Source organism: Curtobacterium sp. MCLR17_051 (genome assembly GCF_003234395.1).
Taxonomy (GTDB): domain Bacteria; phylum Actinomycetota; class Actinomycetes; order Actinomycetales; family Microbacteriaceae; genus Curtobacterium; species Curtobacterium flaccumfaciens.
The window spans coordinates 45376-68371 of the sequence record NZ_QKTA01000003.1; the positions used below are offsets into that span (position 1 = coordinate 45376).

At 71.2% G+C, this 22996-nt stretch carries 16 protein-coding genes; 9 read left to right on the forward strand and 7 right to left on the reverse strand.

Features of this window, described 5'->3' with window-relative positions; translation table 11 throughout:
• Window position 1: 1 nt before the first annotated feature.
• Together mutM and DEJ06_RS04535 are read left to right on the forward strand one after the other, a co-directional pair.
• Window positions 2-973 carry a bifunctional DNA-formamidopyrimidine glycosylase/DNA-(apurinic or apyrimidinic site) lyase gene (gene mutM, locus DEJ06_RS04530; RefSeq protein ID WP_111038549.1) on the forward strand — a complete coding sequence of 324 codons (972 nt, stop codon included), beginning with the start codon at window positions 2-4 and terminating at the stop codon, window positions 971-973.
• Between the two features lie 31 nt (window positions 974-1004).
• Window positions 1005-4733 (forward strand): AAA family ATPase, encoded by a 3729-nt coding sequence (locus tag DEJ06_RS04535; RefSeq protein ID WP_111038550.1) that lies wholly within the window; start codon window positions 1005-1007, stop codon window positions 4731-4733.
• Between the two features lie 96 nt (window positions 4734-4829).
• Here the strand turns inward: DEJ06_RS04535 and DEJ06_RS18190 are convergent, their stop codons facing one another.
• Window positions 4830-4988 (reverse strand): hypothetical protein, encoded by a 159-nt coding sequence (locus tag DEJ06_RS18190; RefSeq protein WP_171907827.1) that lies wholly within the window; start codon window positions 4986-4988, stop codon window positions 4830-4832.
• A gap of 106 nt (window positions 4989-5094) precedes the next feature.
• Window positions 5095-5964 carry a signal recognition particle-docking protein FtsY gene (gene ftsY / locus DEJ06_RS04540; protein ID WP_017888268.1) on the reverse strand — a complete coding sequence of 290 codons (870 nt, stop codon included), beginning with the start codon at window positions 5962-5964 and terminating at the stop codon, window positions 5095-5097.
• 217 nt (window positions 5965-6181) lie between these two features.
• Here ftsY and DEJ06_RS04545 point away from each other — a divergent pair, with 217 nt between their 5' ends.
• Window positions 6182-7207, forward strand: coding sequence for a TerC family protein (locus tag DEJ06_RS04545; protein ID WP_110859106.1), 1026 nt, complete (start codon window positions 6182-6184; stop codon window positions 7205-7207).
• Window positions 7208-7285: 78 nt separating this feature from the next.
• Here the strand turns inward: DEJ06_RS04545 and lipA are convergent, their stop codons facing one another.
• Window positions 7286-8269 (reverse strand): lipoyl synthase, encoded by a 984-nt coding sequence (gene lipA / locus DEJ06_RS04550; RefSeq protein ID WP_111029146.1) that lies wholly within the window; start codon window positions 8267-8269, stop codon window positions 7286-7288.
• Window positions 8266-9003: a lipoyl(octanoyl) transferase LipB gene (gene lipB / locus DEJ06_RS04555; protein WP_111038631.1), complete on the reverse strand. Its 738-nt coding sequence runs from the start codon at window positions 9001-9003 to the stop codon at window positions 8266-8268. Before lipB ends, lipA begins: the two co-directional genes overlap by 4 nt.
• A gap of 84 nt (window positions 9004-9087) precedes the next feature.
• Between lipB and DEJ06_RS04560 the strand changes: the two genes are divergently transcribed.
• Window positions 9088-9765 (forward strand): VOC family protein, encoded by a 678-nt coding sequence (locus DEJ06_RS04560; RefSeq protein WP_111038551.1) that lies wholly within the window; start codon window positions 9088-9090, stop codon window positions 9763-9765.
• 44 nt (window positions 9766-9809) lie between these two features.
• Entirely contained in the window at window positions 9810-11357 is a 1548-nt protein-coding gene (gene ffh, locus DEJ06_RS04565) for a signal recognition particle protein (RefSeq protein ID WP_111038552.1), read from the forward strand.
• A 74-nt stretch (window positions 11358-11431) separates the two neighbouring features.
• Here the strand turns inward: ffh and DEJ06_RS04570 are convergent, their stop codons facing one another.
• From DEJ06_RS04570 to DEJ06_RS04580, 3 genes are all read right to left on the reverse strand, one after another.
• Window positions 11432-12679: a 26S protease regulatory subunit gene (locus tag DEJ06_RS04570; RefSeq protein WP_111038553.1), complete on the reverse strand. Its 1248-nt coding sequence runs from the start codon at window positions 12677-12679 to the stop codon at window positions 11432-11434.
• 86 nt (window positions 12680-12765) lie between these two features.
• The gene (locus DEJ06_RS04575; protein ID WP_146245787.1) at window positions 12766-13869 is read right to left on the reverse strand and encodes a tetratricopeptide repeat protein; all 1104 of its coding nucleotides are present in this window, start codon (window positions 13867-13869) and stop codon (window positions 12766-12768) included.
• Window positions 13870-14083: 214 nt separating this feature from the next.
• Window positions 14084-15223 (reverse strand): glutamate--cysteine ligase, encoded by a 1140-nt coding sequence (locus tag DEJ06_RS04580; protein ID WP_181436868.1) that lies wholly within the window; start codon window positions 15221-15223, stop codon window positions 14084-14086.
• Between the two features lie 119 nt (window positions 15224-15342).
• Here DEJ06_RS04580 and aroA point away from each other — a divergent pair, with 119 nt between their 5' ends.
• From aroA to DEJ06_RS04600, 4 genes are all read left to right on the forward strand, one after another.
• The gene (gene aroA / locus DEJ06_RS04585; RefSeq protein WP_111038555.1) at window positions 15343-18621 is read left to right on the forward strand and encodes a 3-phosphoshikimate 1-carboxyvinyltransferase; all 3279 of its coding nucleotides are present in this window, start codon (window positions 15343-15345) and stop codon (window positions 18619-18621) included.
• Entirely contained in the window at window positions 18618-19796 is a 1179-nt protein-coding gene (locus tag DEJ06_RS04590; RefSeq protein ID WP_111038556.1) for an acyl-CoA dehydrogenase family protein, read from the forward strand. The genes aroA and DEJ06_RS04590 overlap by 4 nt, the downstream gene beginning before the upstream one ends.
• 84 nt (window positions 19797-19880) lie before the next feature.
• Window positions 19881-20744, forward strand: coding sequence for an SDR family oxidoreductase (locus DEJ06_RS04595; protein ID WP_111038557.1), 864 nt, complete (start codon window positions 19881-19883; stop codon window positions 20742-20744).
• A 4-nt stretch (window positions 20745-20748) separates the two neighbouring features.
• The gene (locus DEJ06_RS04600) at window positions 20749-22884 is read left to right on the forward strand and encodes an FAD-dependent oxidoreductase (RefSeq protein WP_111038558.1); all 2136 of its coding nucleotides are present in this window, start codon (window positions 20749-20751) and stop codon (window positions 22882-22884) included.
• The last annotated feature ends 112 nt before the right edge of the window (window positions 22885-22996 follow it).

Sequence of the window (22996 nt, forward strand, 5' to 3'; positions counted from 1 at the left end):
CGTGCCCGAACTCCCCGAGGTCGAGGTCGTCCGCGCCGGCCTCGAACCCGCCGTCAGCGGCTCGCGGGTCCTGCACGTCGACGTGGTCGACGACCGTGCCCTCACCCGGCACGACGGCCCTGCCGAGGACTTCGCCGACCGACTGACCGGTCGCACGATCGCCGCCGCCGTCCGCCGGGGCAAGTTCCTCTGGATGCCGCTGCAGCCCGAGCACGACGGGGACCGCCCCGAGGCACTCGTCGCCCACCTCGGCATGAGCGGGCAGATCCTGCTCGGCCGTGGTCGACCGGCAGCCAAGCACCGGCGGATCCTCATCGACGTGCAGCCCGCGGGCACCGACCGCTCGGGTGCGGCGGAGCCCCCGGTGGAACTCGAGTTCGTCGACCAGCGCACGTTCGGCTCGATGGCGATCGACGCGATGGTGCCGACGATCGACGGTGCTCCGGCCGGGTTCGGCGGGCAGGTCGACGCGATCGACCCCGATGCCGTGTGGCGTCGGTGGGTGCCCGGGCAGGTGTCGCACATCGCCCGTGACCCGCTCGACCCCGCGTTCGACGACGACCGGTTCACCGCGATGGCCCGGAAGCGTTCGAGCGGCATCAAGCGGGTGCTGCTCGACCAGGGCGTCGTGAGCGGCATCGGCAACATCTACGCCGACGAGTCGCTCTGGGCCGCGAAGCTGCACTACGACCGCGCCGCCGACCGCCTCACCCGTGCCGACCTGCGTCGGCTGCTCGACGAGGTCCGCGCCATCCTGCGCCGGGCGCTCGAGGACGGCGGCACGAGCTTCGACGCCCAGTACGTCAACGTCAACGGGCAGTCCGGGTACTTCTCGCAGCGCCTGAACGTCTACGGGCAGCAGGGGAAGCCGTGCCCACGCTGCGGCACGACGATCGTGCGCGAGGCCTTCATGAACCGGTCGAGCCACATCTGCCCCGTGTGCCAACCCCGTCCCCGCGCCCGCACGCGTTAGCCTGACGCCAACCAGAGCATCCGGAGACCGCATGTACTTGAAGAGCCTGACCATCAAGGGGTTCAAGTCCTTCGCGCAGCCGACGACGTTCGCGTTCGAGCCGGGCGTGACGTGCATCGTCGGCCCGAACGGCTCCGGCAAGTCGAACGTGGTGGACGCCCTGGCCTGGGTGATGGGGGAGCAGGGGGCGAAGACCCTGCGCGGCGGCAAGATGGAGGACGTCATCTTCGCCGGCACCTCGACCCGCGGTCCGCTCGGTCGTGCCCAGGTGCTGCTGACCATCGACAACAGCGACGGCCTGCTGCCGATCGAGTACTCCGAGGTGACGATCGCGCGCACGCTGTTCCGCAACGGTGGCAGCGAGTACGCCATCAACGGCGAGAACTGCCGGCTGCTCGACGTGCAGGAGCTGCTGAGCGACACCGGCCTCGGCCGTGAGATGCACGTGATCGTCGGGCAGGGGCAGCTCGACAAGGTGCTGCACGCCACCCCGGAGGACCGCCGCGGCTTCATCGAGGAGGCCGCGGGGATCCTGAAGCACCGTCGCCGCAAGGAGAAGACCCTCCGCAAGCTCGACGCGATGCAGACGAACCTGACCCGCCTGTCCGACCTGGCCGGTGAGATCCGGCGGCAGCTGAAGCCCCTCGGGCGGCAGGCCGAGGTCGCGCGCAAGGCCCAGTCGGTCGCCGCGGTCTTCCGCGACGCCAAGGCCCGCATCCTGGCCGACGACGTGGTGCGCCTGCGCCGCGAGCTGCACGACCACCAGGAGGTCGAGGCGGGCCGCAAGTCCGAGCGCATCGTCCTGACCGAGCGGCTCGACCAGACCCGGGTGCGCCAGCAGCACGTCGAGCAGAGCATGGTCGGCGACGACGTCGACCGTGCCCGCACCGTCGTGCACCGGCTCGAGAGCGTGCAGGAGCGCCTCCGCGGCCTGTCGAGCCTGGCGAACCAGCGCCTGATGTTCCTCGCGCAGCAGGCCGACGCCCCGCAGCAGGGCCCGACCGTCACCCAGGAGCAGGTCGCCGGGGTCCGTGCCGAGGCCGACCGCCTCGCCGCCCGCGCCGACGAGATGCAGGGCGGCTCGGCGACGACCGCCCGCGCGGTGCAGGACGCCCGCGCCGCGCTGGACGCCCTCGACGAACGCATCGCCGCCCAGGCAGCCCGGGTCTCCCAGCACGACCTCGAGGCGCAGCGGCTCGCCAGTGCCGTCGACGTCGCCCGGTCGAAGCGCGGTTCCGCCGTCGCCGACCGCGAGCGGCGGGAACGGGCTCTGGCCGAGGCCGGGGAGCGTGCCGAGCGTGCCGCGGCGGCCCTCGCCGAACTCGGTGTCGACCCGTCCGAGGGCGTCGACGAGTCCGCGCTGGCGCAGACCCTGGAGCAGGCGCGCGCCGAGCTCGAACGGGCCCAGACCACGCGCGACGAGCAGCGCGACCGCCTCCACACCCTCGAACGCGAGCGGGACGCCCTCGACGCCCGGGTCTCCGCACTCGGCATGTCGATCGAGGTCCGCGACGGTTCGCAGGCCCTGATCGACGCCGGTCGCGCGGGCATCGTCGGTCGCCTGGCCGACAGCCTGACGGTCTCGCCCGGGTTCGAGGCCGCGATCGCCACCGCGCTCGAGGGACTCGCCGACGCCGTCCTCGCCGACGATCGCGGTGCAGCGCTCGACGCCGTCGACCACGCCCGCGCTGCTGACCTCGGCCGGATCGACGTCGTCGTCGCGGACGCCGCGTCCGTCACCACCGCCCTGCCCGAGACCCTGCCGGCCGGCGTCCGCCGTGCCACGGACCTGGTGCAGGGACCGCCGGCACTCGCGTCGATCCTGCGCGACACGCTGGTCGCGGAGACCGACGACCTCGACCTGGAGGCGGTGCTCACCGCCGCCCCGCACGCCACGGTGGTCACGCGGTCCGGCGACCTCGTCCGTGCGGTCCGCGTGACCGGCGGCGGGGAGCGCGTGACCTCGCGCATCGAGCTCGTCGCGGAGCGCGACGACGCCGTGACGCGCCGCGACGGGATCGCGACCGACGCCGAGGACGCGGCCACGGGCCTCCAGGCCGCACGCAGTGCCGTCGAGGACGCACGCCGCCGTGCGGACGAGGCCGACGCAGCTTCCCGCGCGTACACGCGGGCGAAGGCCGAGTACGACCGCACGAGTGCGTCGACGCGGGCGAAGGCGGAGAACGCCGCGGCCGAGGTCGAACGGCTGCGTGCCGCGCTGGCCGAGACCGACGGCGCCGTCGAGACCGCCGAGGCGGTGCTGGCCGAGGCCGAGTCGGCGCACCGGGCCTTCACCGAGCAGGAGCGTCCCGTGGTCGACGCGTCCGAGCGTCCCGCGCTGCAGGACGCGCTCGAAGCCGCACGTGCCGCCGAGGTCGAGCAGCGGATCCAGGTCGAGACCGTGCGCGAGCGGGTGCGCGCCGAACGGAACCGCGCCGACCAGCTCGAACGCCAGCTCGAGGCGGAGCGCGCCGCCGCCGAGGAGGCCGCCCGGCTCGCCGTCATCCGACGCGGCCAGATCCGGACCGCGGAAGCCGTGCTCGCCGACCTGCCCGGGGTGCTCGGTGCGGTCGACCGTTCGCTGGCCGAAGCGCGGGTGCAGCTGGCGACGGAGGAAGCCGAGCGGTCGAAGCGCAACACCGAGCTGCAGACGATCCGCAACGAGGAGCGCGAACTCCGCGACCGCCTGCAGACCATCACCGACGGCGTGCACTCGCTCGAGATGGAGATCTACGAGAAGAAGCTGCACGTGTCCGGTGTCCTCGACCGGGCGCAGAGCGAGCTCGGGCTGACCGAGGCCGTGCTGGTGGCAGAGTACGGGCCGCACATCCCAGTGCCCGTCGACGTGCTCGTGGACCCGCGGGTGCGCGCGCGGAAGCACCGCGAGGCGGAGCGCGCCGCGGCGGCCGCCGCGGCCGAAGCCGCGGGCGTGACCGAACCGGAGGAAGCTGCGGCAGACGCGGGCCCCGAAACCGACGACCTGGCCCTCGTCGACGCGGAGTCCACGCTGCCCGGCGGCCCCGCCCTGCCCGAGTTCGACACCACCGACGAGGTCGACCCCGCCGACGTCGAGACCGTGCCCTACATCCGTGCCGAGCAGGAGCGCCGACTCAAGGCCGCCGAGCGCGACCTCGGGCAGCTCGGCAAGGTGAACCCGCTCGCGCTCGAGGAGTTCCAGGCGCTCGAGCAGCGGCACGCGTTCCTCGCCGAGCAGCTCGAGGACCTGCAGAAGACCCGGACGGACCTGCTGACGATCATCGACGAGCTCGACACGAAGATGCAGACGATCTTCGAGTCCGCGTTCAACGACACGAAGGAAGCGTTCGACGTCATCTTCCCGATCCTGTTCCCGGGCGGCTCGGGGTCGATCAACCTGACCGACCCGACCGACCTGCTCGGCACCGGGATCGACGTGCAGGTGAAGCCCGCCGGCAAGAAGATCGACCGCCTGACCCTGCTGTCCGGCGGCGAGCGGTCCCTGGCGGCGGTGGCGCTCCTCGTCGCGATCTTCACCGCGCGACCGTCGCCGTTCTACATCATGGACGAGGTCGAGGCGGCACTCGACGACGCCAACCTCGGCCGCCTGCTGACCGTGTTCGAGCGGCTCCGCGAGTCGTCCCAGCTCATCGTCATCACGCATCAGAAGCGCACGATGGAGATCGCCGACGCCCTCTACGGGGTGTCGATGCGGCAGGACGGCGTCTCGGCCGTCGTCGGCCAGCGGGTGCAGAAGCGCGAGCCGGCGGACGCGGTCGCCTAGGCGCCCTGGTCGCGACCACGACAGACGGGAGGCGCGGTGCCAGCTGGCACCGCGCCTCCTGTTGCGTCAGGTGCGTCCGGACAGGACGCCGGGTCGCTACGCGCGACCGCGGATCGTCCGGAGCAGCCAGCCGATGACCGCCAGCAGGATGAGCACGATGCCCACCCAGAGCAGGAACTTCAGCGCACCGACGAAGATGCCGCTGAAGAGCAGGACGAGGCCGACGATGATCGCGATGATCAGCAGTGCGGGCATGAGGGTCTCCTATCCCTGGAACGAGACCGAGCAGATGCCCGGACCGTCAGGGACGCTACTCCTCGGCGTGCCGACGCGTTCGCTCAGCCGACGTGGCCGCCTTCGCTCAGCCGACGAGGTTCTGCACGAACACGTGCGGGGTGAAGCCCGTGAGGTCGTTGATGCCCTCGCCCTGCCCGATGAGCTTGATCGGGATGCCGGTCTTCTCCTGCACGCTCAGCACGAACCCGGCCTTGGCCGAGCCGTCGAGCTTCGTGATGACGAGGCCGGTCACACCGGCACCCTCGATGAAGGCCTGAGCCTGTGCGAGGCCGTTCTGGCCCGTCGTCGCGTCGAGGACGAGCAGGACCTCGCTGATCTCGGTCTGCTTCTCGACCACGCGCTTGATCTTGGTGAGTTCGTCCATCAGGCCGGCCTTGGTGTGCAGCCGCCCGGCCGTGTCGATGACGACGATCTCGGTCTGGTCGCGGATCGCCTTCTCGACGGTCTGGTACGCCACCGATGCCGGGTCCTGCCCGGGCTGCGACGGACGGACGACGTCGACCCCGGCGCGCTGGGCCCAGGTGGCGACCTGCTCGACCGCCGCGGCGCGGAACGTGTCCGCCGCGCCGACGAGGACCGTGCGGTCGTAGGTCTTCAGGAACTTGGCGAACTTGCCGATCGTCGTGGTCTTGCCGACGCCGTTCACCCCGACGACGAGCACCACGGCGGGCCGCGCGCTGAGCTTCAGGGTGGTGTCGAGCTTCGAGAGCCGTTCCTCCAGGACCTCGCGGAGCATGCGCTGCAGGTCGGCGGGGTCGGTCGTGCCGTACCGGTCGACGCGGGCGTGCAGGTCCTCGATGATCTCCTCGGAGATGTCGGGCCCGAAGTCGGCGCCGATGAGGGCGGTCTCGAGGTCCTCCCACGTGGTCTCGTCGATCGTCTTGCGCTGGAAGAGGCCGCGCAGCCGTGTGGACAGTGACCAAGAACTCGCCATGCTCCCAGCTTAGAGCGCGGCACATGTCCGCTGTGCCCGGTATGCTCGGGACCACGAAGGGGAGTATTCCCTCTCGGTGACCCCGTCAGTACGGTCCGGAACGATCCGGCCCCGGGGCGCCGGTCGTGCGGCACCGGTTCCGGTGCGGGACGACGGAAGAGACCTTCAGGCCTCGGCGTACCCACACATCAGCGGCGCGCCCTACCTGAAGGAAACCGTGGACGTCCCACTCTTCGTCTGGCTCATCACGATCGCCGGCATCCTCGCGCTGCTGGTGTTCGACTTCTACTCGCACGTCCGCACGCCGCACGTGCCCCACATCCGCGAATCCGCGTTCTGGTCGGCCTTCTACATCGGGCTGGCGATCCTGTTCGGCATCGGGATCCTGGTGTTCGGCGGCGGGCAGGCCGGTGGCGAGTACTTCGCCGGCTGGCTGACCGAGAAGGCGTTGTCGGTCGACAACCTCTTCGTCTTCCTCATCATCATGTCGAGCTTCGCCGTGCCGAAGGAGTTCCAGCAGAAGGTCCTGCTGGTCGGCGTCGCGATCGCGCTCGTCGCCCGCGGTGTCTTCATCGCCCTCGGCGTCACGATCATCGAGAACTTCTCGTGGGTTTTCTACCTGTTCGGTGCGCTGCTGTTCTGGCTCGCCTGGTCGCAGGCCCGCAGCGGCAACGACCACGGCAGCGAGGGCGAATCCCGGCTCATCCGGATCCTCAAGCGCATCATCCCGACCTCGGACCACTACGACGGCGACCGCCTGACCACCCGCGTCGACGGCAAGCGGCTGTTCACCCCGATGCTGCTCGTCATGGTCGCCATCGGCCTGACCGACGTGCTGTTCGCGCTCGACTCGATCCCCGCGATCTTCGGGCTGACGCAGGACGCCTTCATCGTGTTCACGGCGAACGCGTTCTCGCTGCTCGGCCTCCGGCAGCTGTACTTCCTGATCGCCGGGCTGCTCGAGCGCCTCATCTACCTGGGTCAGGGTCTGGCCGTCATCCTGGCGTTCATCGGTGTGAAGCTCGTCTTCCACGCCATGCACGTCAACGAGCTGCCCTTCATCAACGGTGGCGAGCACATCGAGTGGGCGCCGGAGATCCCGATCTGGTTCTCGCTGGGCTTCATCGCGCTGACGATCGCCGTCGCCACGACCGCGTCGCTGGTGGTCTCGAAGCGCCGCCAGGAGCGCGGGCTCACCCCGACCGGCCAGCCGAAGGAGTCGGTCGAGGCCGACGCGAAGTAGTCATCACCACCTGACGGACAGGAGGCGCGGTGCCAGCTGGCACCGCGCCTCCCGTCTGTCCGGGTGTCGTCCGGAGCGTCAGACGGCCTGGCGACCAGGGGTCGCGTCGAGCAGGTGGGCCAGGTGCTCGGGAACCGAGCCGCCGCGGGCCACCGTCGCCCGTGCCCACAGCCGGCCCGCCCGGTACGACGACCGGACCAGCGGTCCGGCGAGCACTCCGGCGAAGCCCATCTGCTCGGCGACCTGGCGGAGCTCGACGAACTCCTCCGGCTTGACCCAGCGCGCGACCGGCAGGTGCCGGGGCGACGGGCGGAGGTACTGCGTCAGCGTGATGATGTCCGTGCCCGCGTCGAACAGGCGCTGCAGGGCGTCCTCGATCTCGATGCGCTCTTCGCCCATGCCGAGGATCAGGTTCGACTTCGTGACCAGTCCGGCGTCGCGGCCCTGGGTGATGACGTCGAGGGAGCGTTCGAACGTGAACGCTGGCCGGATCCGCTTGAAGATCCGCGGGACGGTCTCGACGTTGTGGGCGAAGACCTCGGGGCGGGCGTCGAACACCGGGCCGAGCTGGTCCGGTCGCCCGTTGAAGTCCGGCACCAGGATCTCGACGCCGGTGCCGGGGGAGTGTTCGTGGATCGCCCGGATGGTCTCGGCGTAGAGCCAGGAGCCGCCGTCGGGCAGGTCGTCGCGGGCGACGCCGGTCACGGTCGCGTACCGCAGCCCCATCTCCGCCACGGAGTCCGCGACCCGGCGGGGCTCGTCGCGGTCGAGCGGTTCCGGCTTGCCGGTGTCGATCTGGCAGAAGTCGCAGCGACGGGTGCACTGCGAGCCGCCGATCAGGAAGGTGGCCTCGCGGTCTTCCCAGCACTCGAAGATGTTCGGGCAGCCGGCCTCCTGGCAGACGGTGTGCAGCTGCTTGTCGCGCACCAGGCTCGACAGCTCGCGGAACTCCGGACCCTGCGTGGCACGGGTCTTGATCCACGCGGGCTTCGTCTCGATCGGGGTCTCGGCGTTCCGGGCCTCGACCCGGAGCATGCGGCGGCCTTCGGGGGCGAGGGTCATACGAGAGTCTCCTGTCGGGCGGACGCGGTGCTGGTGCTGGTGCTGGTGCTGGTGCTGGGGGTCGTCGTGCTGATCCGGTGGCCGCTGTGCATGCCGTCGACGGCCTGTTGGACGCCGTGCGCGACCAGGGGTGCGAGGTCGTCGACGGTCACGGGAGCGAGCCCCACGTGCGCCGCCGCGGCGCTCAGCGTCGTGACCCCGGCGTCCGCGATGCCGCACGGGACGATCGCGGCGTAGGCGTCGAGGGCGTTGTCGCAGTTGATCGCGATGCCGTGGCTCGTCACGCCCTCGGCGACGTGCAGGCCGATCGCGCCGACCTTGGCGGCGGGGGACCCGTCCGTGCCCGGCACCCAGGCGCCGCTGCGACCCGCGACCCGTTCGGCGTGCACCCCGACTGCGGCCGCGGCGTCGATGACGACCTGCTCCAGGTCGCGCACCCAGGCGACGACGTCGAGGGATTCGGCGAGCCGGACGATCGGATATGCGACCAGTTGCCCCGGCCCGTGCCAGGTGATGCGTCCACCACGGTCGGTGTCGACGACCGGGGCGCCGTTCGTCGGCAGGTCGGACGGTTCGGTGCGGCGTCCGGCGGTGTACACGGACCGGTGCTCGCAGAGGACGAGGGCCCCGGGGGAACGGCCGGCGACGACGTCGGCGTGCAGGTCCCGCTGCAGGGCGAGGCCGTCCGCGTAGTCGAGCAGGCCGTGGTGGCGGACGATCTCGAGTTCCGGCATGCGGCGAGCGTACGACAGTTTCTGGACGGCGTCCAACAACCGGGTGCTTGACGTCAACAATGGTTGAGATGGTCCGATGAGGACATGGACATCCGACAGGTACAGCTCGCCACCCGATCGCTCGCCGACACCGCCCGGTTCTACGAACGACTGGGGTGTCCGGTCGAGATCGTCGACGCCACGGTGCGCATCGTGGTGGGGTCGTCGCTCCTCGTGTTCCGCGAACTGCCCGAGATGACCGGAGCCCTGCACCTGGCGATGACCATCCCCACGGGGACGTTCGACGCGGCCAAGGCCTGGATCGCCGGACTGACGACGGTGCTCGGCACGGACGACCAGGACGAGTTCGAGGGGCCGCCGAACTGGAACTCGCGGTCGGTCTACTTCGAGGGGCCCGACCAGCAGCTCCTCGAGCTCATCGAGCGGCGGGACCTGGAGTCGGGCACCCGGCGCGCCGGCGACGGTTCCGGCACCGGCACCGGCGCCGTCGTCCCGCTCGTCTCCGTCAGCGAGGTCGGCGTCCCCGTCCCCGACGTCCTCGGCGCTGTCGAGGCCCTGCGACGCGCCGGTCTCGAGCCGTACGCCAACCCGCCGGGGGAGTCCTTCGCGGCGGTCGGTGACGTGGACGGTCTCGTGATCCTGGTGTCGCCCGACCGGCGCTGGTTCCCGACCGGCGACCGGAGTCCGTCGAGCGCGCCGGTGGTCATCGACGTGGGGCTCGACGCACCGGTCGGACTGACCGAGGGTGTCCTCCTGCGGTGAACGGGCCGGTGCCGTCGGCGGGAGCCTTGTAGAATCGACGGATCATGGCGCAATTCGGTTCACTCTCCGATCGGCTGACCGAGACCTTCCGCAATCTGCGGAGCAAGGGTCGGCTGACTCCGTCCGACGTCGACGGCACCGTCCGCGAGATCCGGCGGGCGCTCCTCGACGCCGACGTCGCGCTCGAGGTCGTCAAGGCGTTCACCGCATCGGTGCGCGAGCGTGCCCTCTCCGACGAGGTCAACCGCGCGCTCAACCCGGCGCAGCAGGTCGTCCAGATCGTCAACGAGGAACTCGTCGGCATCCTGGGCGGGCAGCAGCGACGGCTCGAGTTCGCGAAGAAGCCGCCGACGGTCATCATGCTCGCGGGTCTGCAGGGTGCCGGTAAGACCACCCTCGCGGGCAAGCTCGGCAAGTGGCTCAAGAAGGACGGCCACACCCCGATGCTCGTCGCGGCGGACCTCCAGCGTCCGAACGCCGTGCAGCAGCTGCAGGTCGTCGGCGAACAGGCCGGCGTGCACGTCTTCGCGCCCGAGCCCGGCAACGGTGTCGGCGACCCGGTCAAGGTCGCCAAGAACGCCATCAAGGCCGCGATCGACCAGCAGTACGACACCGTCATCGTCGACACCGCCGGTCGACTCGGTGTCGATGCCGAGCTGATGAAGCAGGCCGCGAACATCCGCAAGGCCGTCGACCCGGACGAGGTCCTGTTCGTCATCGACGCGATGATCGGTCAGGACGCCGTCAACACGGCCCGTGCGTTCCAGGAAGGCGTCGACTTCACCGGTGTCGTGCTCTCGAAGCTCGACGGTGACGCCCGCGGTGGTGCCGCCCTGTCGGTGGCCAGTGTGACCGGCCGTCCGATCATGTTCGCGTCGACGGGTGAGTCGCTCGACGACTTCGAGCCGTTCCACCCGGACCGCATGGCGAGCCGCATCCTCGACCTCGGCGACATCCTGTCCCTCATCGAGCAGGCGCAGGGCGCCTTCGACGAGGAAGAGGCGCGCAAGGTCGCGGACAAGATCGCGACCGACAACTTCACGCTGAACGACTTCCTGCAGCAGATGCAGCAGCTCCGCAAGGCCGGCTCCATCAAGGGCATGCTCGGCATGCTCCCGGGAGCGAAGGGCATGCGCGAGGCGCTCGACAACTTCGACGAGCGCGAGATCGTCCGCACCGAGGCGATCATCCAGTCGATGACGCCCCAGGAGCGCGAGCTCCCGAAGCTCCTGAACGGTTCGCGCCGTCTGCGCATCGCGCGCGGTGCCGGATCGACGGTCACCGAGGTCAACGCGCTGGTCAACCGCTTCGAGCAGGCCGCCAAGATGATGAAGACCGTCGCCCGCGGTGGTGTGCCGCAGATGCCGGGCATGGGTCCGATCCCGGGCATGCACGGCGGCAAGAAGCAGCAGGGCGGCAAGAAGAAGTCGAAGGTGGGCAACCCCGCCAAGCGCGCAGCCCTCGCGGCCGGCGCGGCGGCTGCGCCGCAGCAGGCCCCGCAGGGGTCCGGCCTCGGCCTCGGCGGCGCCAAGGGCGGCAAGGCACCGACCGAGGAAGAGCTCGCGTCGCTGCAGAAGTTCCTGGGTCGCTGACGCGGCTCGCGATCGCGACCACCTGACGGACGGGAGGCCCGGTGCCAGCTGGCACCGGGCCTCCCGTCCGTCTCTCAGCGCTTGGACTTCTTGAGGTACGCCCGCAGGTCGGCGTACGTCCCGTCGTCCTCGCCGAACAGGACGACGCTCCGCGCCGTCTCGAGCCAGGCGCTCGTCGAGGGCCGGACCTCACTCAGGGCGGCGAGCAGATCCGGCATCCCGATGAGCCGTGCAGTGCCCGTCGTGATGCTGTCCATGAGTGCGTGCTCGGCGGCGACCTCGCACACGTTGGCGATGTCCGCACCGGAGAAGCCCTCGGTCCGCTTGGCGAGCGCTGCGGGGTCGATGCCCTCGACCGGTCGGTCGCGGAGGTGCCCGCGGAAGATCGCTTCGCGTGCCGGGGCGTCCGGCGGCAGGACGAGCACCGTCCGGTCCAGCCGACCCGGACGACGGAGCGCGGGGTCGACGTCCCACGGCTGGTTCGTCGCAGCCAGCACGAACACGCCCTCGTTCCCGCCGTCGACGCCGTCGAGTTCGGTGAGCAGCTGGTTCACCATCCCGCGCACGTGCGAGCTGCGGGTCTGGCTCCGTCGCTGGCCGAGCGCGTCGACCTCGTCGAAGAACACCACGCATGGAGCCGCGGCGCGTGCGGCCTCGAAGACCGCCCTGATGTTCTGCTCGCTCGCGCCGAGGTAGGGGTCGAGGACGTCGGTGATGGAGACGCTCATGAAGCGTGCGCCGAGCTCGCCGGCGACAGCCCGGGCGATGAACGTCTTCCCGCACCCCGGAGGGCCGTACAGCAGCAGACCGCCGCGGAGGCTCTTGCCGTACAACGCCCGGAGCTCGGGGTTCGCGAGCGGGGCGAGGAACGCGACGGTGAGCCGCTGCTTGACGGCCTCCATCCCGCCCACGTCCGCAAACCGGACCTCCGACGGCTCGACCGAGAACGCCGACGGCAGGTCCGGGTCGGGAGCCGAGTCCTCGACGAAGGACGGTTCGACGATGTGCTCGACCTGCTGTTCCGCGGCGTGCCAGTCGAAGTCGGACGGCGCACCAGCGGCGGGAGCGTCGGTCGGCGCGTCCGCGGGGAGTGCCGTGGCGGCACCCGGGCGCAGCACCGCCAGCATGAGCGCGCCCGCCGCGGCGTCGGTCGGCGCGATGGCGAGTGCGGCTGCCGCTTCGGCGGTCGCCTCAGCCGGACGTCCGGCTTCGAGGAGCAGACGACCGAGGTGGACACGCAGTGCGACGTCGTGGGGTGCGCTGTCGACCGCGCGTCGGAGCGCGCCGATCACCGGGTCGTCGTGGACCGGGTCGTCGTTCATCGGGAGTCCTCTCGGAGCGGTCGGTTCGGTGGTGTCGCGCGACGCGGCGTCAGGCCAGGCGCAGTTCGGTCGCGAGGGCGAGCTCGTCACCCGTCGTCATCGTCGTCCTCGTGCACCGCTGGGCGGGTCCTCGGGAAGGCGCGCAGGATGCGCTTCGTCAGGACGGACGCGATGACGACCCCGACGAACACGAGACCCTGCGCGACGAGCGCGGCGACCGGTGGGAGGAACAGCCCGGTCGCCGAGATCGCGGTTGCTCCACCGAGGACCAGCGTCACGAGTCCCCAACCCGGTACCGCTCGTCGAGCGACCGAGACGAGGAAGGCGAGGCGAGGCCGTGCCTCGGAGGTGAACCGGAGGGCGATGAAGGCGATCACGGCGAGGGCGGTCACCGGCGGGAAGGTGGTCGCCCAGCGCTCCATCCCCGGATCCCCGCTGTCGATCGTCGCCAGGAAGCCGAGGGCGGTGATCACTGCCGCGCCGCCGAGGGCCACCCTGATGCGGGCGAGTGGGTTGACGACGCCGATCATGAGGTTCCGCAGTGCTGTGGCGTCCGTCGGGTTCGTCGACAGGATGCCCGCGAAGGCCAGCGCGGACTCGCTCTCGTGGCCGTGCCGCAGCCGTGCCACCGCCAGGTTGTGCCGTGCCCCTCGGTCCTCCGGAGCGAGCGCGAGCCCCCGGCGGTACGCGTCCTGCGCTTCCCGTTGCCGTCCGACGGCGAGCAGGAGGTCGCCGTGCTGGCGGTGCACGAACGGTTCGGTGGGAGCCAGGCGCACGGCTTCGAAGCTCGCCCGCATCGCCTCCAAGCGGTTCTGCTCGCCGAGCCAGAGGGCATCGACTCGCGCAGCGTGCGCCTGCCACGATCCCGGGTCCGCGGCGACCGAACGACGGGCGGCCTCGACGGCTCCGATCCGGTCCCCAGAGCGGAGCAGGGCGGTCGACAGCACGCGGAGGGAGGTACTGTCACCCGGCGCGAGAGCGACCGCTCGTCGAGCAGCTTCGCACGCCGCGTCCGGCTGGTCGAGCGCGAGCAGCGCCAGGGCGCGTACGCGCTGTCCGGCGATCGATTCGCCTTCGTCGTGCTCGGCCGCCCTGACCTCGGCGAGTGCCTGTTCCGGTCGACCGGCGTCGACGAGCGCGCCGGCACGGATCACCGTCGCCGGTCCGCGCTGTGCTGCCTCCCCCGCCACAGGGGAACTGTAGCGTTCGCCGTGGACTGCCGATGCCCCCAGGACGGGAGGCCCGGTGCCAGCTGGCACCGGGCCTCCCGTCCGTTCGTGGTCGCGCCGCGACGTTCCTTCCCATCGCACGCGCGATGGAAAGTGGAATCGGGCGTCCCTGGTCGAAAGGAATGACCAGGTACGCCCGATTCGACCAGGTACGCCCGATCCGGGCCGGTCGCGGCTAGAGCGCTTCGCGGAACTCCGTCACCAGGTGGCGGACGACCTCGCGCAGGTCGCCGCCGTTCTCCTGCGCGACCTGCAGCTGCCGCTGGTACGAGGCGCCGCGCTCGATCATCGTGTCGAGGTGGTGCAGTTCGTCCTGGCAGCCGAGCCGCTCGGCGATCGGGTCGAGCCGCTGCACCAGGTCGTGCACCTCGTCGGTCACGAGCCGCTCGTCGCCGGCGACGTTCGTGATGATCTCGGCCTCCATGCCGTAGCGGGCGGCACGCCACTTGTTCTCGCGGATGAACCACGGCTGCATGGTGGGCAGGGTCTCACCGGCGTCGAGCCGGTCCGAGCAGGCGGTGACCAGGCACTGGACGAGCGCGGTGACGGCGCCGACCTCGTGCAGGGTCGAGATGCCGTCGGACACCCGGTTCTCGAGGGTGCCCCAGCCCGGCGACGGACGGATGTCCCAGCGCAGGTCCTTCACGCCGTCGATGACGCCGGTGTGTGTGAGGTCGCCGACGACCTCTTCGAAGTTCGCCCAGGCGCCGAGCTGCGGCGGGAGCCCGCCGGTCGGGAGCTGCTGGAACATGAGGGCGCGGTTCGAGGCGTACCCGGTGTCGGTGCCGCCCCAGAACGGGCTCGAGGCGGTGAACGCCTGCAGGTGCGGGACGTAGGCGAGCATCGCGTTCATGATCGGGACGGCCTTGTCGCGGTCGTCGATGCCGACGTGCACGTGCACGCCCCAGATGAGCATCTGGCGTCCCCACCAGCGAGTGCGGTCGATGAGGGTCGTGTAGTGCTCGCTGTCCGGGGTGATCTCCTGCTGGTCCCACACCGCGAACGGGTGCGTGCCCGAGCACATCACCTGGGCGTCGAGCGGCTCGGCGGCGTCGATGACCTCGCCGATGATGCCGGACAGCTCGCTCGTCGCAGCACCCACGCGGTCGTGGACGCTCGAGACGACCTCGACCGTGTTGGTCAGCAGCTCCTCGGTGACGCGGTCGTGGTCACCGAGCCGCTCGTGCACGGCGGCGATGACGGCGGGGGCGCGGGGAGCGAGGTCGCCGGTCGCCCGGTCGACCAGGGGGAGTTCCCACTCGACGCCGATGGTTGACGGGCGGGACTCGGTGAAGCGGATGTCCATGCCGTCCATCCTGCCCGGGTCCTTGTCGGACACGCACAACGAAGCGTTGTCCCGATCGTGCGGATCGTCCTGCAACTAGTTCCACTGTGGGCGTACCGTTGAAATGTTCCTACAGGGAAGAGGTACGCATGCAGTTGGTGGTGCGCGGGACGAACGCCCCGCTCGTCGGAGAACTCGACATCCCGGTCTCGAAGTACCACGCGCACCGCGCGCTGGTGCTCGCGTCGCTCGCGAAGGGGACGAGTGTCGTCTCCGGGGTGAGCGCGACGCGACAGGTGGAGTGGACCGTGGGCACGCTCCGGGCGCTCGGCGTCGACGTCAAGCGTCGTGGGAACGCGTACCACGTGACCGGACTGGGCGGCCGGTACCAGGCCACCGATGTCGTGGACCACGGCTCGCGCGGTGCCGATGGACTGCTCAACATGGGGTCCTCGGGCACCACGCTCTACTTCATGACCGGGCTCGCCTCGCTGGCCGACCGCCCGATGACCCTGTCGGGCATGAAGTACTTCCAGCGCCGCCCGATCAAGGCGCTCCTCACCTCGCTGACGCAGATGGGGGTGGAGCTCGAGGCGACGAACGACTGCCCGCCCGTCACCGTGCAGCCGAAGCGTCCGCGCGGCGGTGACATGACGATCGCCGGCACCCTGTCGCAGTGGGTGTCCGGGCTGCTGCTGGTGGCACCGTTCGCCGAGCACGAGACGCGGATCCACATCACCGGCGGGCGGCTCAACGAGCAGCCCTACGTCGAGCTCACCGTGCGGATGATGCGGCAGTTCGGCCTGACGGTCGAGGTCTCCGACGACTGGCTCGAGTACCGGATCCCGGCGGGCCAGCAGGCCACCCCGCACGACTACGTCATCCCGCCCGACATCGGCTCCGCAGCGTTCGGCATCGCGGCGGCCGGCACCCGCGAGTCGAACGTGATGCTGCGGGGCATGACGGCCACGACGACGGCCGAGACCGACCACCCGGAGAGCGAGTTCCTGGACCTCGCGACCGCGATGGGTGTCCCGATGCGGATCGACGAGGAGACCGGCTTCGTCCGGATCGAGCACGACGGGTCGCCGCTCCGGCCGCTCGACGTCGACTGCCGTCCGATCCCGGACCTGCTGCCGGTGCTGTCGACGATGGCGACCTTCGCCGAGGGCACGAGCCGACTGTGGAACGTGGCGCACATCCGGCTGAAGGAGTCCGACCGGGTCGCGGCGATGCTCCAGCTGAACCGGATGGGCGGCCGTGCCGAGCAGGGTGCGGACGAGCTGCGGGTCACCGGTGTCGGTGCGGCCGGGTTGCACGGAGCGCCGATGTCCTCGTTCAACGACCACCGCGTGCTGATGTCCCTCGCGGTCGCGGCGTCGAGTGCCGACGGGGTGTCCGGCCTGACCTACCCGCGTGCCTACCGGATCTCCTACCCGACGTTCCTCGAGGCGATGAACTCCGTCGGGCTCGACATGTCCGTCGGTGACCGGCTCGCAGCCCAGGTGGCGCGGGACGACCGGATCGACGCCGCCGAGGCCGACGGGGTCCGCACGCACCTGGGCGCGCCCCCGGTCAGCGCGGCAGCCGAGGACCTCGAGACGTCGGCGGCACCCGAGCCCGCCGACCAGCCGGTCGCGCAGCCCGCCGCACAGCCCGCCGCGCAGCCCACCGCTCCGCAGGCCACCGCCCCGCAGCCCGCCGTCGCCGTGCCCGAGCTCGCCGGCGTCGACGCCGACCCCCTCGTCCTGAGCGAGCGGGTCCGGGCCCTGGCCCAGACCGACCCCGACGGCCTCGCAGTGATCGAGGTCGGCGGTGCGACGCCCGTGAACACCACGTGGAAGGAGCTGCAGGACGAGGCCGACCGGGTCTCTGCCCTGCTGCTCGAACTCGGCGTGCGCACGGGTGAATCCGTCGCGATGCAGCTGCCGAACTGGCGCGAGTTCGTGTCGATCACCCTCGGTGCGATCCAGATCGGCGCCGTCGCGACCCCGATCATGCCGGTGTTCGGCCCCCGCGAGACCACGATGACGCTGGCGCGTTCGAAGGCCCGCGTGGTCTTCCTGCCGAACGTGTTCCGGAAGCGCCGTCCCGCGCTCGAACTCCTCGACGTCATCGACGAGGCCGCCGCGCAGGACCGCCGCCTGTCGCTCGAGCACGTCATCGTGCTCCGAGCCGAGGCCCGCGGGCAGGGGGACACCCCGACGAACCAGCCGCCGCTGCCCGCCGACGCCCTGGAACGGGTCGTGGCGAGCGACTGGCACTGGCGCTACTTCGAGAACGCCCTCGCCGCCGTGCACGTCGACGTCGACGAGATCGCGTCGCACGCTCCCGGGCCGGACGACGTCTGCCAGCTGCTCTTCACCTCCGGCACCACGGGGGAGCCGAAGGGCGTGCAGCACCCGCACCGCACGCTCGGGCTCGCGACCGCCATGCACGTGGCGCAGTCCGGGCTGACCAGCGCCGACCGCATCTACATCCCGTCGCCGCTCGCGCACCAGACCGGGTTCCTGTACGGCATGCTGCTGGCGTTCCGGCTCGGTGCCCCGCAGGTCATCCAGCCGGTGTGGGACGGCCGCGTCGCACTCGAGCAGGCGTTCGGCGTCGCACGGGCGTCCTTCGTGCAGTGCGCGACGCCGTTCCTGACCGACCTCGTCGACCTGGTCGAGGCCGGTGCTCCGCAGCCCGAGTCGCTCCGGATCTTCGTGCCGACGGGCGCCGCGGTGCCCCGCGCACTGGCCCAGCGAGCGAGCACGGTGCTCGGCAGCGCCATCCTCGGCGCCTTCGGGACGAGCGAGACGTGTCTCGGGGCCCTGTCCAGCCCGAGCGACGACCCCGCCGACGCCTACGGCCACGACGGCCGGGCGCTGCCGGGCATCGCGATCCGCATCGTCGACGACGCGGGGATCGAGCTGCCCGCCGGGACCGAGGGCAACTTCGAGCTGCACTCGCCGACGATGTTCGCGGGCTACCTCGACCGTCCGGACCTGACCGACGACGTGTTCACCGCGGACGGCTGGTACCGGACCGGCGACCTGGCGAAGGTCGACGAGAAGGGCTTCCTGTCGATCACCGGGCGCGTGAAGGACGTCATCAACCGCGGCGGCGAGAAGATCCCCGTCGTCGAGATCGAGAACCTGCTGTACCAGCACCCGCTGGTCACGGACGTCGCGATCGTGGCGATGCCGGACGAGCGACTCGGTGAGCGTGCCTGCGCCTGGGTGGTGAACGCCCGCGCGGACGAGCCGCTCGACTTCGCCGGGATGCAGCAGTACCTCGACACGGCCGGCGTGAGCAAGTACTACTGGCCGGAGCGACTCGAGTACACCACCGAGCTGCCGCGCAACGCGGTCGGCAAGGTCCAGAAGAACATCCTGCGCGAGCAGGCGGCCGCGCTCGTCGCGACGAAGGAGAACGAGACACGATGACGATCGTCGAGCAGACGAGCACGGGCTTCGACGAAGCCGCCTTCCAGCAGCTCAAGGCCGAGGTCACCGAGTGGGTGCGCGGCCCCGGCGAGGAGTGGGCGGACGAGATCGAGCGCACCGGCCGGGTCGCCCCCGAGCTGTTCCAGGAGCTCAAGGAGAACGGGTGGCTCAGCCTCGCCGCCCCGACGGAGCTCGGCGGACGGGCGATCCCGTTCTCGCGCTACCTCGAGATCATGGAGGTCGTCTCCCGCTCGCACGCCTCCATCCGCATGCTCGTGCACGTCATCAACGGCACCTGGCGCGCGATGGCCCCCTACGCGACGCCGGAGCAGATCGAGCAGGTCGTCAAGCCGTCCGTCGCCGGTGACACGCTCGTCGCGTTCACCCTGACCGAGGCCACCGCGGGCACCGGAGCGGACATCCGGACGACGGTCCGGCGCGAGGGCGACACCTACGTGATGAACGGCGAGAAGCACCTCATCACCTTCGGCGTCAAGGCCGACTACTGGCTCATCGCCGCCCGCCTCGAGGGGACGAGCGGCCAGGACGGCACGGTCGCGTTCCTCATGCCGAACAACGGGCTGCCGGGTGCCGAGGTGATCGACGACTCCGACACCATGGGCATCCGCGGCACCGACCACGCGATCCTGCGCTTCACCGACGTGCCCGTCCCGGCGAGTGCACTGCTCGGCGCCGAGGGCCAGGGTCTCGAGGTCGCGCTCGGCGGCTTCCTGCTGCCGAGCCGGGTGTCCGTCGCGATGAGCGCCGTCGGGCTCGCGGAGCGGGCGAACGAGCTCGCCGTCGAGTACGCGAACAAGCGTGAGACGTTCGGCAAGCAGCTCTCCAGCCGCCAGGCGATCCAGTTCTACCTGGCCGAGAACTACGCCGACATCGCCGCAGCACGCGCCCTGGTGCTCGAGGCCGCTCGCGCCTACGAGGAAGACCGTCCCGACGCCGGCACCCTGTCCAGTGCCTCGAAGATGGTCGCCGTCGACATGCTCGCGCGCGTCACCGACAAGGCCCTGCAGGTGCACGGCGGGCAGGGCTACTGGAAGCGCAACGCCATCGAGCGCGTCTACCGCGACGCACGCGCGCAGCGCTTCGAAGAGGGCACCAACGAGATCCAGAAGCTGGTCGTCGGCCGCGCCGTCGTGACCGGCAAGGCCGGGTTCTAGACCGCAACCAACCACCGGACAGGAGGCCCGTGGCGGGCCCGCCCCGTGCCTCCCGTCCGTCTCCCACTCACCTGAAGGACCGCAGTGACCGACAGCACCAACGCACCCATCGCACTCAGCTCGCCCATCGCACTGATCACCGGCGCTTCGCGCGGCATCGGCCGCCTGCTCGCGCAGAAGCTCGGCCAGCGCGGCGTCACCGTCGTGGTGACGTACAAGGGCAACGCCGACCTGGCCGAGGAGTCCCTCGCCGACGTCAGGGCGGCCGGCGGCGACGGCATCACGGCGCAGGTCGACATCGAGCAGCCGGAGTCGATCGACGCCCTGTTCGACCTGGTGCGCGACACCTACGGACGCCTCGACATGTTCGTGGCGAACGCCGCCGCCAGCGCGTTCAAGCCCGTCGCCGACCTCAAGCTGCACCACCTCGACCGCAGCTACGCCACGAACGCCCGCTCGTTCGTGCTCGGCGCCCAGCGCGCCGCGGAACTCATGGACCGGGGTGGCCGCATCGTCGTCGTGACCTCGTACGGATCACTCCGGGCATTCCCGACCTACGCCGCACTCGGTGCCGCCAAGGCCATGAGCGAGGCGTACATGAAGTACATGGCGGTGGAGTTCGGTCCGCGCCAGATCACCGTCAACGCGGTGAACGGCGGCCTCATCGACACCGACTCGCTCGAGTACTTCTACACGAAGGTCCCCGGGCAGGCGCCGATGGACACCGTCCTCGAGAAGCTCCCGCTGCAGCGCCCCGGGACGGCCGACGACATGGCCGACGCCGTCGACTTCCTGCTGTCGGACAAGGCCGGGTACATCACCGGGCAGGTGCTCTCGGTGGACGGCGGTCTGACGGTCATCGCCCCGCCGTACTGGTCGGACACGATGTCGCCCCTCCGCGACGCGGTGCTGCCGACCGACGCTCCGGCCGCGGACACCGCAGAATAGGCGCATGAGCAGCGTCGCTTCCGCCCCCGTCGTGCCGGAGTCCCTCCGGACCGTCGCGTCACCCTGGACCCTCGGCCCCCTGCACCTGGCGAACCGGGTGGTGATGGGGTCGATGCACACCGGGCTCGAGGTGCACGACGACGGCGGAGCCGGCATGGCCGCCTTCTACCGCGAACGGGCGGCCGGCGGAGCGGCGTGCATCATCACCGGCGGCATCGCGGTGAACGACGAGGCCCGTGGCGGTCCGGACTTCGCGGTGTTCGGCGTCGGGGGAGCCGACGAGCGGTTCCGGGTGGCGGTCGACGCCGTGCACGACGAGGGCGGGACGATCCTCGCGCAGCTGTTCCACGCCGGGCGGTACGCGCTCGCGTCGGGCATGGTCGACCGGCACGGCGACCCGCAGCGCGTCGTGGCGCCCTCGGCCCTGCCGTGGGCGGCCGCCCGCGGGGTGGTGCCGACCGAGCTGACGTCGGCCGAGGTCGTGCGGACCATCGAGGACTTCGCCGCCGCGGCCCGCACCGCGCGCGCGATCGGGTTCGACGGTGTCGAGATCATGGCGTCCGAGGGGTACCTGATCAACCAGTTCCAGTCACCGCTGACGAACCTGCGCGACGACGAGTGGGGCGGTGACGCGGAACGGCGTCGGCGCTTCGCGATCGAGGTCGTCCGGGCCGTGCGCGCCGCGGTGCCCGAGCTCGCCGTGACCATCCGGCTGTCCGGCGCCGACCTGATGCCCGGCTCGTCGACCGAGGACGAGGTCGACGCGCTCGTGCACGACCTGCTGCCGCTCGGACTCGACGGCATCTCGGTCGGCATCGGCTGGCACGAGTCCCGCACCCCGACCGTGCAGGCCTCGGTGCCGCACGGGGCCTGGCTGGCGTACGCGACACGGATCGCCGCGGTGGTGCGCGCGTCCGCGTACCCGGACGTCCGCGTGATCGCCTCGAACCGGATGACGGACCTGCGCGACGGCGAGGCCGTGCTCAGCGACGGCCTGATCGACGCCGTTGCCCTCGCCCGGCCGTTCCTCGCCGACCCCGCCATCGTGTCGCGCTCGCTCGCGGGCGGGTTCGCCCTGGTGAACACCTGCATCGGCTGCAACCAGGCGTGCCTCGACCGCTCGATCATCGGCGCACCGGTGTCCTGCCTCGTGAACCCCCGTGCCGCCCGCGAGGTGGCCTTCCCCGCCCGCCCGACCACCGACCCGAAGCGCGTCGACGTCGTCGGTGGCGGACCGGCCGGGCTCGCCGCCGCGGTGGACGCCGCCCGACGGGGCCACGACGTCACCGTCTGGGAGGCGTCCGACCGCCTCGGCGGCCAGTTCGGCCTCGCCGCACTCGTCCCGGGCAAGGAGGACTACGCCGCCACGGTGCGGTCCGCACGTGCCGAACTCGCGGAGCGGGGCGCCACGATCCACCTCGGACGCCCGGCGACGGCTCGGGACCTCGTCGACAGCGACGCCGTCGTGCTCGCGGCCGGGGTCGTCCCGCGGAGCATCGACGTCCCCGGCAGCGACCTGCCGCACGTGCTGTCCTACGAGCAGGCCCTGCGGAACGGCGTACCCGAGGGCACCGTCGCGATCATCGGCGGCGGCGGCATCGGCGTGGACACCGCGGCGTTCCTGACCGAGTCGCCCGACGAGGTCGTCCGGGCCGCCGAGTTCGCGGCCCGGTGGGACCTCGACGTGTCCGAGGAGCTCGTCGGCGACGTGCCGCAGCGCCTCCCCGCGGCACGGCGCACCACCCGACCGGGGTCGCAGGTGACGGTGCTCCGGCGTTCGGGCAAGTTCGGCCAGGGAATCGGCATCACCTCGCGCTGGGTCGCGATCGGTCGGCTGCGGGACGCCGGGGTGCGGATGGTCGGCGGCGTGCAGGAGTACCTGCGCATCGAACCCGGGGTGCTCTGGATCCGCGACGAGCACGGGGACGAGGTCGGCGTCCCGGCGGACACCGTCGTGGTCTGCGCCGGGCAGGAGCGCGCGACCGACGCCGAGGGCGACGCGCCTGACGGACTCGTGACGGGCCTCCAGGCCGCCGGCGTGCCGTACGCCGTCGTCGGCGGCGCGCGTGACGCACGGAGCGTGGACGCGGTCCGGGCGACGTCCGAGGCCCTCGAAGCAGTGCGGCGCCTCGCGCCGTAGCGAGTCGGCTCGCATCACGGCCGGGAATCTGCAAGAATGAACGGTCGAATCGCCGCAGCTCGACCCTCTATCCAGCTGTGAGCGATCTCTCTCGAGCTTTCGCCGTGTGTGC

Coding starts and splice junctions, on each gene's coding strand:
- DEJ06_RS04535 (WP_111038550.1), top strand. CDS start 1,005: ATGTACTTGAAGAGCCTGACCATCAAGGGGTTCAAGTCCTTCGCGCAG.
- DEJ06_RS18190 (WP_171907827.1), bottom strand. CDS start 4,988: ATGCCCGCACTGCTGATCATCGCGATCATCGTCGGCCTCGTCCTGCTC.
- ftsY (WP_017888268.1), bottom strand. CDS start 5,964: ATGGCGAGTTCTTGGTCACTGTCCACACGGCTGCGCGGCCTCTTCCAG.
- lipA (WP_111029146.1), bottom strand. CDS start 8,269: ATGACCCTCGCCCCCGAAGGCCGCCGCATGCTCCGGGTCGAGGCCCGG.
- lipB (WP_111038631.1), bottom strand. CDS start 9,003: ATGCCGGAACTCGAGATCGTCCGCCACCACGGCCTGCTCGACTACGCG.
- DEJ06_RS04560 (WP_111038551.1), top strand. CDS start 9,088: ATGGACATCCGACAGGTACAGCTCGCCACCCGATCGCTCGCCGACACC.
- ffh (WP_111038552.1), top strand. CDS start 9,810: ATGGCGCAATTCGGTTCACTCTCCGATCGGCTGACCGAGACCTTCCGC.
- DEJ06_RS04570 (WP_111038553.1), bottom strand. CDS start 12,679: ATGAACGACGACCCGGTCCACGACGACCCGGTGATCGGCGCGCTCCGA.
- DEJ06_RS04580 (WP_181436868.1), bottom strand. CDS start 15,223: ATGGACGGCATGGACATCCGCTTCACCGAGTCCCGCCCGTCAACCATC.
- aroA (WP_111038555.1), top strand. CDS start 15,343: ATGCAGTTGGTGGTGCGCGGGACGAACGCCCCGCTCGTCGGAGAACTC.
- DEJ06_RS04590 (WP_111038556.1), top strand. CDS start 18,618: ATGACGATCGTCGAGCAGACGAGCACGGGCTTCGACGAAGCCGCCTTC.
- DEJ06_RS04600 (WP_111038558.1), top strand. CDS start 20,749: ATGAGCAGCGTCGCTTCCGCCCCCGTCGTGCCGGAGTCCCTCCGGACC.